The sequence below is a fragment of the Vibrio chagasii genome (assembly GCF_002954585.1).
GTDB classification, from domain to species: Bacteria; Pseudomonadota; Gammaproteobacteria; order Enterobacterales; family Vibrionaceae; genus Vibrio; species Vibrio chagasii_A.
The window spans coordinates 592,672-606,315 of sequence record NZ_MSCI01000001.1 but is presented as its reverse complement, the minus strand read 5'-3'; the positions used below and the strand labels follow the sequence as shown (position 1 = coordinate 606,315).

The 13,644-nt window shown below is 44.8% G+C and carries 9 protein-coding genes and 3 pseudogenes; 9 read left to right on the top strand and 3 right to left on the bottom strand.

Annotated elements, in window-relative coordinates:
* Positions 1-91 precede the first annotated feature (91 nt).
* Positions 92-1,678, top strand: a complete 1,587-nt coding sequence (locus tag BTO10_RS02925; protein ID WP_105023519.1) for a long-chain-fatty-acid--CoA ligase — start codon at positions 92-94, stop codon at positions 1,676-1,678.
* A complete protein-coding gene (locus BTO10_RS02920) occupies positions 1,671-3,356 on the top strand; it encodes a GMC family oxidoreductase (RefSeq protein WP_105023518.1) in 1,686 nt (561 codons plus the stop codon). The genes BTO10_RS02925 and BTO10_RS02920 overlap by 8 nt, the downstream gene beginning before the upstream one ends.
* Before the next feature lie 106 nt (positions 3,357-3,462).
* Here BTO10_RS02920 and trxC read toward each other — a convergent pair whose 3' ends face one another.
* Positions 3,463-3,897 (bottom strand): thioredoxin TrxC, encoded by a 435-nt coding sequence (gene trxC / locus BTO10_RS02915; RefSeq protein WP_105023517.1) that lies wholly within the window; start codon positions 3,895-3,897, stop codon positions 3,463-3,465.
* Positions 3,898-4,020: 123 nt separating this feature from the next.
* Between trxC and BTO10_RS02910 the strand changes: the two genes are divergently transcribed.
* The 5 genes and pseudogenes from BTO10_RS02910 to BTO10_RS02890 all read left to right on the top strand — a co-directional run bounded on the left by BTO10_RS02910 (position 4,021) and on the right by BTO10_RS02890 (position 8,027).
* Positions 4,021-5,118, top strand: coding sequence for a ketoacyl-ACP synthase III (locus BTO10_RS02910; RefSeq protein WP_004739182.1), 1,098 nt, complete (start codon positions 4,021-4,023; stop codon positions 5,116-5,118).
* Positions 5,119-5,141: 23 nt separating this feature from the next.
* Positions 5,142-5,606, top strand: a pseudogene (locus BTO10_RS02905) (GNAT family N-acetyltransferase).
* An 89-nt stretch (positions 5,607-5,695) separates the two neighbouring features.
* Complete coding sequence (locus tag BTO10_RS02900) at positions 5,696-6,928, top strand: glycosyltransferase (RefSeq protein ID WP_105023516.1); 1,233 nt, start codon at positions 5,696-5,698, stop codon at positions 6,926-6,928.
* Between the two features lie 207 nt (positions 6,929-7,135).
* Positions 7,136-7,596, top strand: a pseudogene (locus BTO10_RS02895) (YeeE/YedE family protein).
* Positions 7,596-8,027, top strand: a complete 432-nt coding sequence (locus BTO10_RS02890; protein ID WP_105023515.1) for a YeeE/YedE family protein — start codon at positions 7,596-7,598, stop codon at positions 8,025-8,027. The pseudogene BTO10_RS02895 and the gene BTO10_RS02890 overlap by 1 nt, the downstream one beginning before the upstream one ends.
* Positions 8,028-8,126: 99 nt before the next feature.
* Here the strand turns inward: BTO10_RS02890 and BTO10_RS02885 are convergent, their stop codons facing one another.
* Entirely contained in the window at positions 8,127-9,002 is an 876-nt protein-coding gene (locus tag BTO10_RS02885; protein ID WP_105023514.1) for an endonuclease/exonuclease/phosphatase family protein, read from the bottom strand.
* Positions 9,003-9,305: 303 nt separating this feature from the next.
* Between BTO10_RS02885 and nrdD the strand changes: the two genes are divergently transcribed.
* On the top strand, positions 9,306-11,426 hold the full coding sequence (nrdD, locus tag BTO10_RS02880; RefSeq protein ID WP_105023513.1) for an anaerobic ribonucleoside-triphosphate reductase: 2,121 nt from the start codon (positions 9,306-9,308) through the stop codon (positions 11,424-11,426).
* Positions 11,427-11,580: 154 nt separating this feature from the next.
* On the top strand, positions 11,581-12,051 hold the full coding sequence (gene nrdG / locus BTO10_RS02875; RefSeq protein WP_105023512.1) for an anaerobic ribonucleoside-triphosphate reductase-activating protein: 471 nt from the start codon (positions 11,581-11,583) through the stop codon (positions 12,049-12,051).
* Positions 12,052-12,169: 118 nt separating this feature from the next.
* Here the strand turns inward: nrdG and BTO10_RS02870 are convergent.
* Positions 12,170-13,596, bottom strand: a pseudogene (locus tag BTO10_RS02870) (MATE family efflux transporter).
* Positions 13,597-13,644 lie beyond the last annotated feature (48 nt).

Below are 13,644 nucleotides of genomic sequence, written 5' to 3'. Positions count from 1 at the left end.
CTCCCGTAGCAACAAAGACAAAACTCATTACAACGATTAAACGTCTAAGGCGAATGTGACCGCTGGGTCCAGCCAAACAAGGAGATCATGGATGCACAATCTTGCTGTTAACTTAGAACGTAGCGCTTCACTCTTTCCAACCAAAGCCGCCTTACGTATGGGGGCGGATGAAGTCAGCTTTGCTCAGTTGGAACAACTTGCAGGGAAGGTCGCTGCAAATCTAAAGCGACTTGGATTAAATAAAGGAGATAAGGTTGCACTGTCTTGTCCCAATGTGACTTATTTCCCCATCGCATATTACGGAATTCTGAAAGCAGGCTGCGTTGTCGTCCCTTTAAACGTGTTGTTCAAGGCGAGAGAGATTGCTTATCACTTGAATGACTCCGACGCGAAAGCCTACCTTTGTTTTGAGGGGACTGATGATCTTCCTATTGGGCGTTACGGGCTACAAGGCTTTGAACAGGCCAATAACTGTGAGCATTTTGTCTCTATGCCAATCCCGTCAGGCAGTGATGCTTGTTCTGAAGAAGCTGCTGAAAAGAAGGAAGTCATAACCGAATGGTTGAGACAACCTTTAGAAACCTTTGAAGCTATAGCCTGCCATGGAGATGATACTGCGGTCATTCTGTATACATCCGGTACTACTGGCCAGCCAAAAGGGGCTGAGTTGTCTCACACCAACATGCAAACCAATGCAATGTCCTCGCAGTATCTGATGAGATTGGAATACAGCGATACAACAATGGCAACACTTCCTCTGTTCCATAGTTTTGGTCAAACGGTAATGATGAATGCGAGTGTGTTGACGGGTTCAACTATGGTCTTGATTCCACGCTTCGAACCATCATTAGTGATTGAACAGATCATTAACCACAAAGTGAGCGTGTTTGCTGGCGTTCCTACCATGTATATCGCACTGCTCAGAGCGGGAGAGGAATCGTTAGAGCGCTCTGAGCAGGTTAAGCATAGCTTGAGGTTAGGCGTGTCTGGAGGGGCATCTATGCCAATTGAGGTGATTCGTCAGTTTGAGTCGCGCTTTGAACTGCCAGTATTGGAAGGGTACGGGCTCTCTGAAACAGCGCCAGTCGCGACCTTTAATCACATTGATGGTGATCGACTATCTGGTAGTGTCGGTCAACCACTGTGTGGACATCTTATCAAGGTTACTGATGTACAAGGCAACTCGGTCGCAATGGGAGAGTTGGGCGAAGTGTGTATAAAGAGCCCAAGTGTCATGAAAGGCTATTATCAACGACCAGAAGCAACGTCAGAAGCGATCAGATATGGCTGGTTTTTAACGGGTGATATCGGGCGTATTGATGAGCACGGCAACTTGTTCATTGTTGATCGTGTTAAAGACATGATTATCCGTGGCGGCTATAACGTCTACCCGAGAGAGATTGAAGAAGTGTTGATGTGTCACCCGGATGTCGAGATGGTGGCTGTGGTTGGCGAACATCATGATCAGTTGGGGGAAGAGATTCATGCCCATGTGGTACTTCACGAACATACACAATGTGACAGCAAAGCGTTAATGGCATGGTGTCGTGAACAACTGGCCGATTACAAATACCCTCGTAAAGTATTCATTCGTAGTGCGCTACCAATGACGGCAACAGGAAAAATCTTAAAGCGAGAGCTACATCCTTTAGAAGTTGCGGAGACAATCAATGGATAACTATGACTTTATTATTTTAGGCGGTGGTTCTGCTGGGTGTGTGATGGCTTCTCGATTGTCGGAAGACCCAAATACTACTGTTTGTTTGCTCGAGGCTGGTGGCAAAGACACGAGCCCCTTTATTCATACTCCAGTTGGCGTTGTGGCGATGATGCCGACCAAACTCAATAACTGGGCTTTTGAGACGGTTGAACAGCCGGGCTTAAATGGTCGTAAAGGTTATCAGCCAAGAGGGAAGACGCTTGGTGGGTCGAGTTCTATTAACGCCATGATGTACGCGCGTGGGCATCGTTATGACTATGACACTTGGGAAAGTTTAGGTAATGCAGGGTGGGGCTATGAGTCGTGCCTGCCTTACTTTAAGAAAGCTGAAAACAACGAAGTGCACAAAGATGAGTACCATGGTCAAGGAGGTCCCTTGAATGTGGCAAACCTTAGATCACCGAGCCCAATGTTGGAGCGCTACTTGTCCGCGTGCGAATCGATCGGTGTACCGCGAAATGAAGACATCAACGGAGCCGCTCAGTTTGGTGCCATGCCGACTCAGGTAACTCAGTTAAATGGTGAACGATGCAGTGCAGCCAAGGCCTATTTGACGCCAAACCTATCGCGTCCCAACCTAACTGTCGTAACTAAAGCTACGACTCATAAAGTCTTGTTTGAAGGTAAGAAAGCGGTTGGAGTTGAATACGGTTCTAACGGTAATCGCTATCAGATTCGATGTAACAAGGAAGTCATTTTATCTGCAGGGGCTTTCGGATCTCCTCAACTGTTGTTGCTGTCAGGCGTGGGTGCTAAAGACGAGTTGGCGGAACATAGTATCGAGCAAGTCCATGAGCTGCCAGGAGTGGGTAAGAACCTGCAAGATCATATCGATTTGGTGCACTCTTATAAGTGCAGCGAAAAGCGAGAAACCTTCGGTATTTCGTTGCAAATGGCCGCTGAAATGACTAAAGCATTACCTTTGTGGCATAAAGAGCGCCGTGGGAAAATGAGCAGCAACTTTGCAGAAGGTATTGGCTTTCTTTGCTCTGATGATCATATCGCAGTGCCGGATTTGGAGTTTGTATTTGTCGTTGCGGTAGTGGATGACCATGCGAGAAAAATCCATACTAGTCATGGCTTTACCTCACATGTTACGTTGCTGAGGCCAAAAAGCCATGGCACCGTGACACTCAATAGCTCTGATCCTTACGATCCACCAAAGATCGACCCAGCGTTTTTCAGTCACCCGCATGACATGGAAATCATGATTAAAGGGTGGAAGAAGCAATATCAGATGCTAGAAAGTGAAGCGTTCGATGATATTCGTGGCGACGCTTTTTATCCGGTCGATGCCAATGATGACAAGGCGATTGAGCAAGATATCCGTAATCGTTCCGATACCCAGTACCACCCTGTAGGAACCTGTAAAATGGGCACTGCCGATGATGTACTGGCAGTAGTGGACAAAGATTTGAAAGTTCACGGGATGGAGAGTTTGCGAGTCATTGATGCTTCGATTATGCCGACACTCGTGGGAGCGAATACCAATGCACCAACTATCATGATCGCAGAGAAAATTGCTGACCAGATCAAAGAGCAATATGGTTTGAGTGAACAAAGTGACTTGAATCAGAAGAGTGATTTGAACAAGCATGAAGCAGGCGAGAAAGCAGAACACGAATTAAGTGTTTAGAAGACAATACGATAAATTGTTGTCTGAATATAGGTTATGAAGCCTTATTTGTTAAGGGCTCATAACCTATTTTTGTTTGCCGGTTAATGAATGATTTTAGGCAAACTTATTTAGCTAAAGCTTGATTAAGCCATTGATCAAATTGACCTTTTGGTAAAGCGCCGTTGATCGTATCGACACGCTGACCGTTCTTGAATACCATCACCGTTGGGATGCTTCTGATTTGATACATAGCCGCCAGTTGCTGTTGAGCTTCGGTATCGATTTTAACAAATCGAACATCGCCAGCGCGCTCTTTAGCGACATCGCTAAATACAGGTGCGAAACCTACACATGGGTTGCACCATGTCGCCCAAAAATCGACAACGACAGGTTGTGAACTGTTCAAAATCGATTGGAAATTCAGTGATGTACCTTCGATTGGTGCACCGTCTAGAAGGGCATTTTTGCACTTACCGCAAGTAGGGCTTTCTGAAATTCTTTCTGAAGGAACTCGGTTTACGCCACCGCAAGAAGGGCAACGAGTGTTGAATGTAGACATAACTTTCTCTTTTTTATTGCATCTCCGTGGCTAACGCGATTTACGAATCACGTACGGAACGCTTATACTGTTTAAAACATGAATACGATACTCAAATAAAAACAAACAATAAACAGGTAAATGATGACAAAATTTTACGCCGAAATTACGGGCTGGGGAAAGTGTCTGCCACCAGCCGTGCTGTCCAATGATGATTTAAGCACATTCATTGATACGTCTGACGAGTGGATTCGCACTCGAACTGGTATCGAAAACCGTCGTATCAGTCATGTAAATACCTCTGAGCTAGCGACCGTTGCTGCTCAACACGCAATGGCGTGTGCAGGCCTAACGGCTGAAGACATCGACCTAGTTATCGTTGCGACGTGTAGCCCAGATTCTCTTATTCCAAACACTGCGTCGAAAGTTCAACAGAACTTAGGTATCAAGAGCGCAGCTGCTTTTGACCTTAACGCGGCGTGTACGGGCTTCATTTACGGTGTTGAAACTGCAACTCGATTGATTCAGGCGGGCAACTACCGCAATGCGATCGTTGTGGGCGCAGAGCGTCTTTCATTCTTCATCGACTGGACTAAGCGTGACACTGCGGTTCTATTCGGTGATGGTGCAGGTGCAGTCGTACTTTCTCGCACTGAAGAGCAAGTTGGTCTCCAAGAAGCGCAAATCGGCTGTGATGCTGAAGGCCGAGATATTCTAGCAGTGCCTAAGTTCGGTACTTCTATGGACCGTTTTGCGGCTGATAATGGTTACTGGGACTTCGATTTCGTAGGTAAAGAGATCTTCAAGCGTGCAGTTAAAGGCATGGGTGCGGCTGCCCACACCGTATTGAGCCGCACAGGCATCTCAACAGACAACATCGATGTTGTGATTCCACACCAAGCAAATATCCGAATCATTCAAACGCTTTGCGATATGGCAGGCATTGAGCGTGAGAAAGCGTTTGTGAACATTCAAAACTACGGCAACACGTCGGCAGCGACCGTGCCAATTGCACTATGTGAATCACTAGAGCAAGGTTTTGTTAAGCCCAATTCAAATATCCTGGTTGCAGCATTTGGTGCTGGTTTAACTTGGGGTGCAGGCCACATTAAATGGGGTAGCCGTGTTGAGCCGTTAGGTCAATCAGATGCCAAACTGCCAGAAGTGGAACAATCAGCATTAGAGCTACTAGAGAAGGCCATTTTACACTGTAAAACGCGCCCTAACTCAGAAAGCGAATAGCAGTTATGGTGCAAGTTCGTCTAATGGATAAAGCCGACCTTGATGGGGCGGCTTTAGTTCACCAAGCTACATTTGTTCGACAACAAAATTCGAAGGATTAGTTACAATGTAACTTAAATGCAGCGCCACGCTTTCTTAACTTTGTAGCAGAAAGTGAAGGTGAGATTGTTGGTTACATTATATGGGTTCAAAAGAGTGGGTTTAGGCCTGAAGCTGTTTTGGAGTTGGAGCAACTTGCTGTGTTACCGAGTGCGCAAGGGCAAGGGTTGGGTAAAAAGCTGATTCTAGATTCTTTGCCGCAAGTGAAGCAGAAACTTGCAGAGCAAGGCTCGACACTAAAACATGTATTAGTGACCACCAGAGCGGACAACTTTGCACAAAAGCTGTATCAATCTACATTGGGTGCAGAAGTCGAAACTACGATTTCAAATCTGTACTCGGCGGATGAAGTGCTTATGATAGCTCGCAATGTCGGTGAGCGAATCTAATCGCTGAGTTCTTAGAACTTATTATAATCATCAGTAAATGTTCAATAAGGGGCTTCTAGAGTCCCTTTTGTTATTTCTTAGGAAGTGTTTTGAAGAAAGTTTTAGCAATTGGCTACGTTTGGCCAGAACCGAATTCATCGGCGGCTGGCAGCCATATGATGTCACTTTTACGCCTGTTTAAGCGACAAGGCTGGTCTGTTGAATTCGCAACGCCTGCTCAAGAGACCGAGCATATGATCGATCTCTCTGAAGAGGGTATCACGAGCCAATCTATTGAACTGAATTGCGATAGCTTTGATAAGTACATCGAACAGCTACAACCTGATGTTGTCATGTTTGACCGTTTTATGATGGAAGAGCAATTTGGTTGGCGTGTTGAGAAGGTATGTCCTAATGCCTTTAAGCTATTGGATACTGAAGATTTACAGTTCCTACGTAATGCTCGACATGAAGCTGTTAAAAAAGAGACAGATCTGACGAAAGAGCATCTTTACAGTGATCTGGCCAAACGTGAAATTGCCGCGATTCTGCGCTGTGATCTTTCATTGATCATTTCAAGCTACGAGATGGAGCTGCTCCAATCTGAGTTCAATATCAATCCAAAGCTTCTACATCATCTACCTTTCATGGTTGATCTTAATACTTTGCCTGAACGCACGAAAAGTTATGAAGAACGTAAGCATTTCATGACGATAGGTAATTTTAGGCATGCACCTAACTGGGATGCAGTGCTTCAGTTACAGAAGATTTGGCCGAAGATTCGTAAGCAGTTGCCTGATACCGAGCTTCATATATACGGTTCATACCCGCCGCCAAAGGCAACTGCTTTGCATAACCCTAAAACCGGTTTCCACATCAAAGGTTGGGCTAAAGATGCTCAAGAAGTGATGGAAGAGGCACGTGTATGTGTTGCGCCATTACGTTTTGGTGCGGGCATTAAAGGTAAGTTGCTTGACGCGATGAAGCTTCAAACCCCGAATGTAACGAGTCAGATTGGCAGTGAAGGCATGTTACCGCAAGGCGAACTGCAATGGCCGGGTGCGGTTGCTGATGATATTGATGAGTTTGTGGCTGCAGCAGTTGAACTTTATCGCGATGAAGAAAAGTGGCTTGAAGCCCAAAGCCAGTGTCACTCTATTCTTGAAGCGCATTACGAGCAAGATAAGTTAGGCAATCAACTGATCGAACGATTAACTGCATTGGTTTCTGAGCTTGACTCGCACCGATTGGATAATTTCTTCGGTTCAATGCTCAAGCACCACACCATGGCAAGCACCAAGTACATGTCGCAGTGGATAGCTGAAAAGAATAAGACTAAGTAGCTGATACAGCTCAAATGAAATCAAAAGCCCTTAGGTTAACGCCTAAGGGCTTTTTGTTTGTTGGGAGCTTACAGCTAGCTGAATGACAAGGAAACAATTGTTGCTATAAATGGGTTAATTTATATTAGCATTGACTAATCTACATTTATTAGTAAACTCTAATTTACTGTGATTGAGAGTAATTATGTTTCTGGATAGGAGAGGTCTGTGTTGAGTTTGATTCATTGGAATGCCTTTTTCGGCGGCATGCTGTTGGGCATGTCGGCCATTGTGTTAATGCTAGGGATTGGTCGAGTCGCTGGTATTAGCGGAATTGTCAGTCGATTATTGCCTGTTCGCATCAGTAACAAAGAAGGCAAAAGCACGGATACAGAAAAACTGAAAAGCAATGGCGTATCGCGTTTGTTATTGGAATGGTCGTAAGTGGTTGGTTGTTCATTCCTACCGGTTACCAACTCCCACAACCGGAAGAGATGAATCTCGTAGTGGTGGTTATCGCTGGTCTGTTAGTCGGATTTGGCACTAAAACAGCGAATGGTTGTACAAGCGGACATGGCATTGTGGGCATGGCGCGTTTGTCAAAACGTTCAATTATCGCGACTTGTGTATTCATGGGTGTCGCAATGGCTACGGTGCTTATTAAGAACCTAATGGGGTTGGGGGCATAATGAAAAACTCTTCATTTACTATCGTTGTTGGTTTGCTTGCTGGAGTCTTGTTTGGCTCGGGTATGATCATTTCAGGCATGGTAGATCCTAACAAGGTACTCGGCTTCTTAGATGTGACTGGTGATTGGGACATAAGTCTCGCATTCGTAATGGGTGGCGCACTGATGGTGTTTGCGCCGTTTTATCATCTAGTCATTAAAAAGCGAGATAAAGCGATCAATGGTGAGCGATTAGATAGCAGCAATAATCCGGTAATCGACAGAAAGCTGATTGTGGGTTCCACAGCGTTTGGCTTAGGTTGGGGGCTTGCTGGCTTTTGTCCTGGTCCAGCGGTGACGAGTCTTAGTGGTGGCAACCCTACCGTATGGGTATTTATGATAAGCATGCTGGTGGGTATGTGGCTTGCAGGTCGAACGAATAAAACCTGTTAAGGTAAACCTATCGTGTATCTAATTGACTTGATGTAAGTTTTAGAGAGGCCGACTCGCTTTAGTTCTTTAGCCAGTCGGCCTTTTTTAGATCTACAACAATTAATTGATGGTCGTTGAAACTGGGCAGTGATCGCTGAGTTTGTAGTCGAGAACATCTTGTGTTTTGAATACTTGTTGTTTCGCAGGATCTGCATTCAATGATTCACTCACTACAATATGATCAATAACAGAGCGGAACTGATGCGTGCGATGGTTGTTGCGGTTAGAGCGTACTTTGCAGTCTGCGCGTGTCTTTCGTGTCGCTAACTGCGCATCAGTATATTGTGTTAACTCTTTCCACATCCAATCTCGTGAGTAAGCGAGGTTATGGTTAAAGTCGCCAAGAATGGCGTAGTATTCGTTGTTGCGCTCTCTTTGCTTTATCCACTTGTTCAGTTGTTGGGCTTGCTCTTTTAAACGTGAGCAATCGCGGTTGGACTTATAAGCACCACTGCACCCTGCCTTTAAATGAACAGATAGCATGTGAATGGGTTTAGTCTCTGTCTCTATAACGATATAGCTGGCAAACCTAAGTTTACTGTTGGACGTAGTTTCAAGCGGAAAGTCAGCGTAGTCGGTGAGGGGTACGCCTTTACGAACCGCAAACCCCGTGTATTGGTTCACTTCTTTAAATTGGTGGTTGCTGTTCTTAGGTAGCGCCCGGTCAGACATTAAGATCTGATATTGATCACCAGCCACACGCTGAATGGCATTTACGTCATCGACTTCTTGAAAGGCAACCACATCGGCGTTTAAGGATTGAAAATACGTGCCGAGTTTATCGAAGTCGACTTGATCTCGTTTATCAGAAAACTTATTCACAGCCTCGTTGGTTGATAACCATTCGATATTCCAACTGGATATGGTTAAAGGTTCAGCAATTGCTTGGTTACCGATTAGGCAGCCTAACATTAACCACTTTTGTAGTCGTTTCATCCCAAATATCCCTAAATTTGTCGACCAATATTGATGAGCCGTTATCCTACAACACTTACCAAAAATTCAACTCTTTTTAGCAGTATTTTTATTGTTACATTGTTTCTTTTCGAGTTGAGAACTAGCGTAATAATATTGAATTGATCTTAGTCAGCGTTCTCTTTTTATTGATCCAAATCAATACTCAAGTTTGGTGGTTCTCGTTAAATACGCCACTATATCTAGTGTTAGTTTAACGGTAAATCGCTCTATATAGTGTGTTTGTGGATAAGTCTGTGAATACCTCAAGAGTAAGGAGAAGTGGTGAAATCAATCGTAATCAAGCGTGATGGCTCAAGAGCTCCATTCAGTAGAGATCGCATCCAGGCTGCAGTGGAAGCAGCATCAGACAAAACCGATAAGGAAATTGCTATTTATGCATTGAATGTGGCATTAGCAGTTGAGTTGAAGCTCGAAGACTACGATGAAGTTCATATCTCTGAAATTCAAACCATGGTCGAGAACGAGCTAATGCAGGGACCATATAAGTCTCTGGCACGCGCATACATCGAATATCGTCACGATCGCGACATCGCTCGTGAAAAACAAAGTGCGTTAACTCGTGAAATCGAAGGTTTGATCGAAGAAAGCAACGTTGATCTGATCAATGAAAACGCGAACAAAGATGGCAAAGTAATCCCAACTCAGCGTGACCTGCTAGCGGGTATCGTGGCTAAACACTATGCAAAAACTCACATTTTGCCACGTGACATCGTACATGCTCACGAGTGTGGTGACATTCACTACCACGATTTAGACTACGCACCGTTCTTCCCGATGTTTAACTGTATGCTTATCGACTTGAAAGGCATGTTAACGCATGGCTTCAAGATGGGTAACGCAGAAATCGATACGCCTAAGTCTATCTCTACCGCAACGGCAGTAACTGCGCAGATCATCGCACAAGTGGCGAGCCATATTTACGGCGGTACAACGATCAACCGTATCGACGAGGTTTTAGAACCTTACGTGATGGCAAGTTACGAGAAGCATTTATCGTTAGCGAAAGAGTGGGATATTCACAGCCCAGAAGCGTTTGCTATTTCTCGCACTGAGAAAGAGTGTTACGACGCATTCCAATCTCTTGAATACGAAGTAAACACACTGCACACCGCTAATGGTCAAACACCATTCGTTACGTTCGGTTTTGGTTTAGGTGAAAGCTGGGGCTCGAAACTGATTCAGCAATCAATCTTGAAGAATCGCATTGCAGGTTTAGGTAAGAACCGTAAAACAGCCGTGTTCCCTAAACTGGTCTTTGCTATCAAAGATGGTTTGAACCACCAGCCACAAGATCCAAACTACGATATCAAGCAACTGGCACTTGAGTGTGCGTCTAAACGTATGTACCCAGATATTCTTAACTACGACAAGGTAGTAGAAGTGACAGGGTCATTTAAAACACCTATGGGTTGCCGTAGCTTCTTGAATACATACGAAGAAAACGGCGAGCTTATCCATGAAGGTCGTAACAACTTAGGTGTTGTGAGCTTGAACTTGCCACGTATTGCGATCAACGCAAAACAAGATATGGCGAAGTTCTACGAGTTGCTTGATGAAAAACTGAAGCTTGCTCGTCGCGCATTAGAAACTCGTATTTCTCGTCTAGAAAATGTGAAGGCACGTGTTGCTCCAATCCTTTACATGGAAGGTGCATGTGGTGTTCGCTTGAAAGTGGATGATTCAATTGCAGATATCTTCAAGAACGGCCGTGCTTCTGCTTCTCTTGGTTACATTGGTATCCATGAAGCGATGACTGCACTTTACGGCACTGAAGTTCATTTGTACGACGATGGCGAAATGCGTGCTAAAGCGCTTGAGCTAGTGGAGTACATGAAGCGTGAAGTGGAATCTTGGACGAAAGAGACAGGTTACGCGTTCAGCCTATACGGCACACCAAGTGAAAACCTATGTAGCCGTTTCTGCAGCATTGATACCAAAGAGTTTGGTGTGATTGATGGTGTAACAGACCGTGGTTACTACACAAACAGCTTCCACTTAGACGTGCAGAAGAAAGTGAACCCATACGATAAGATTGATTTCGAGATGCCTTATCCTGAAATCTCTAGCGGTGGTTTCATTTGTTACGGTGAATTCCCTAACATGCAGAAAAACATCGAAGCACTAGAAAACGTATGGGATTACAGCTACACACGTGTCCCTTACTACGGTACTAACACGCCGATTGATGAGTGTTACGAGTGTGGTTACAACGGTGAGTTCGATTGTACGAGTAAGGGCTTTACCTGTCCTAAATGTGGCAACCATGACTCAACTAAAGTATCAGTAACACGCCGTGTTTGTGGTTATCTTGGTAGCCCTGATGCACGACCATTTAACTTCGGTAAGCAAGAAGAGGTTAAACGTCGAGTGAAGCACCTTTAGTGAACTGTAAGTTCGTCAGCTAGCTTCTTTAAAAGATCTACGTTTCACGAAACAAGATTGGTATCGGCTTAATGTCGATACCAATTTATTGGTTTCACTACTCGCTACATTTTAAGTAACCCATTCAGCCATCACGAGTTTTCAATACTGCCTTATGAATTATCATCAATATCATCCAATCGACGTCGTAAATGGCCCAGGCACACGCTGTACTTTGTTCGTATCGGGTTGCGTGCACCAGTGCCGTGGGTGTTATAACCAGTCGACGCAAAGGTTGGACTCCGGGCATTTGTTCACTCAAGAGCTACAAGACCACATTATTGCTGATCTGAATGATCTGCGTATCAAACGCCGTGGTTTATCGCTTTCTGGTGGTGATCCTCTGCATCCTGCGAACGTTTCTGAAATACTGAAGTTGGTTAAGCGCGTAAAAGCAGAATGCAAAGGCAAAGATATCTGGATGTGGACTGGCTATGAACTTGGTGAGTTGGATGAAAATCAGAAGCAAGTGCTGGAATACGTTGATACTTTAATTGATGGTCGTTTCGAGCAAGATAAAGCGGATCCAATGCTGGATTGGCGTGGTAGTTCAAACCAAATTATCCATCGATTTACTGATATCTAAGGTTGTCGTCATTTCGTAGGCTTGTGAAAAGAAAAAGCGCATCATGGTTAGCACAATGTAATCAATCAGCCCTTGGGTGTGAGTTCTTTTCGTTTGTTCTAGTAGTTCTAATCAGTATTTAGGCGGCCAATTGGTCCGGCTCTTCTATGAGGTTGTTTATCCACTTCTTAGAGTGGATTCGTTGGCTAGTTAATGCGATCTTCGCCAGCTCCTCCAGCAACACAATCATCAACACCCATTCTAAAGACCAGCCAAGTACTAAAGCAGTGAAATAGGCGAGGGGAATACCAATTGCCCACTGACCAAATATGTCGATAAAGATGCTGTAATTGATGTCGCCACCGCTTTTCAATACGCTTCCTATGCCAACCATATTGAAGACTCGTAATATCATGCCAGCCGCCATTACCAACGTGACATTAACCGCTGTATCTTTGAGTTCCAGGTGCGTTAAATCGATCAATTGCACAATGGCGGGTTTGGCGATAAAACACAGCAGTGCTAGCAAAGTAGCAAGCGCGCAACTCACAAGCACATAGCCCCAAGCGGTATTTTCAACCCGTTGATAGTTCTTAGCACCAATCTCATTACCAAGGATGATCGAGGCGGCAACGGCAAAACCCAAGAAAGCCGAAATTAAGATACTTTCCACTGGCGATAATAACGAGATGATCGCAAGCTCGCCAACGCCAATCTGCCCAACAATGACATTGTAAATTAGTATTCCACCCGCCCACGCCGTATCGTGAACTAGCATCGGAATAGCGATCTTGAAGTACTTCTTTCTGTGCTTAGGCAAGATGGCATCGCGCAAACTGCCGATTGTAGGGAACAAATGTAGATAGTGTTTTCTTACCATTACTACCAGCGCGACAGTTTGAAAGCATCGTGAAACCGTAGTGCCGATCGCTGCGCCAACCACACCTAGCTCTGGGAAACCAAACAATCCGAAGATAAGCAGTGCATTTAGAATTGCATTGACGATGATTGCCCAAATGCTGATTTTTGTGGGCAATTTTGCTTCAACAACCGATCGCAGTGCGCTTTCTAGTGGCACTACAATTGCGGTACCAATAAGGCTGGCTCCTGTTATCCAAAGGTAATCCGTTGCCAAGCGGATGTAATCAGGGTCTGAGGCCACTACAGACACGACTGATTCAGGAACCAATGTATAAATCAAAACAAAAGGGATGATGGCCAAAATAGACAGTGCCCATGATTGCGCCAACACACGTCGGATGCCGTTAAAGTCACCCGCTCCGAAATATTGCGAAGCTAGCACGCTCACTGCACCACTAATCCCAGACACCATGATCAAATTATAAAAGAATATGCGGTTGCCAACACCGACCGCTGCGGTTGCAGCATCACCGAGTTGATTGACCATGAAAATATCAACTACGCCGAGCAGTGAGAACAGCATAGTTTGTAATGACACAGGTAAACCGATGTGCAGTAGCTTTTGCCAAAATCTTTGTCTAAATGACGATATGTAGAGAGCATCGCATTTCCCTTGTCGTTAATATGCAAGAAGTGTATCGGCATTTAATTTCACTGTGTTGTTCACATTCATCACAGACTTTTGTCAAACTA

What these genes read in the sequence shown, in the direction of transcription:
- BTO10_RS02920 (WP_105023518.1), top strand. Translation starts at nt 1,671, where the DNA reads ATGGATAACTATGACTTTATTATTTTAGGCGGTGGTTCTGCTGGGTGT.
- BTO10_RS02890 (WP_105023515.1), top strand. Translation starts at nt 7,596, where the DNA reads ATGAAAAACTCTTCATTTACTATCGTTGTTGGTTTGCTTGCTGGAGTC.
- nrdG (WP_105023512.1), top strand. Translation starts at nt 11,581, where the DNA reads ATGAATTATCATCAATATCATCCAATCGACGTCGTAAATGGCCCAGGC.
- trxC (WP_105023517.1), bottom strand. Translation starts at nt 3,897, where the DNA reads ATGTCTACATTCAACACTCGTTGCCCTTCTTGCGGTGGCGTAAACCGA.
- BTO10_RS02925 (WP_105023519.1), top strand. Translation starts at nt 92, where the DNA reads ATGCACAATCTTGCTGTTAACTTAGAACGTAGCGCTTCACTCTTTCCA.
- BTO10_RS02910 (WP_004739182.1), top strand. Translation starts at nt 4,021, where the DNA reads ATGACAAAATTTTACGCCGAAATTACGGGCTGGGGAAAGTGTCTGCCA.
- BTO10_RS02885 (WP_105023514.1), bottom strand. Translation starts at nt 9,002, where the DNA reads ATGAAACGACTACAAAAGTGGTTAATGTTAGGCTGCCTAATCGGTAAC.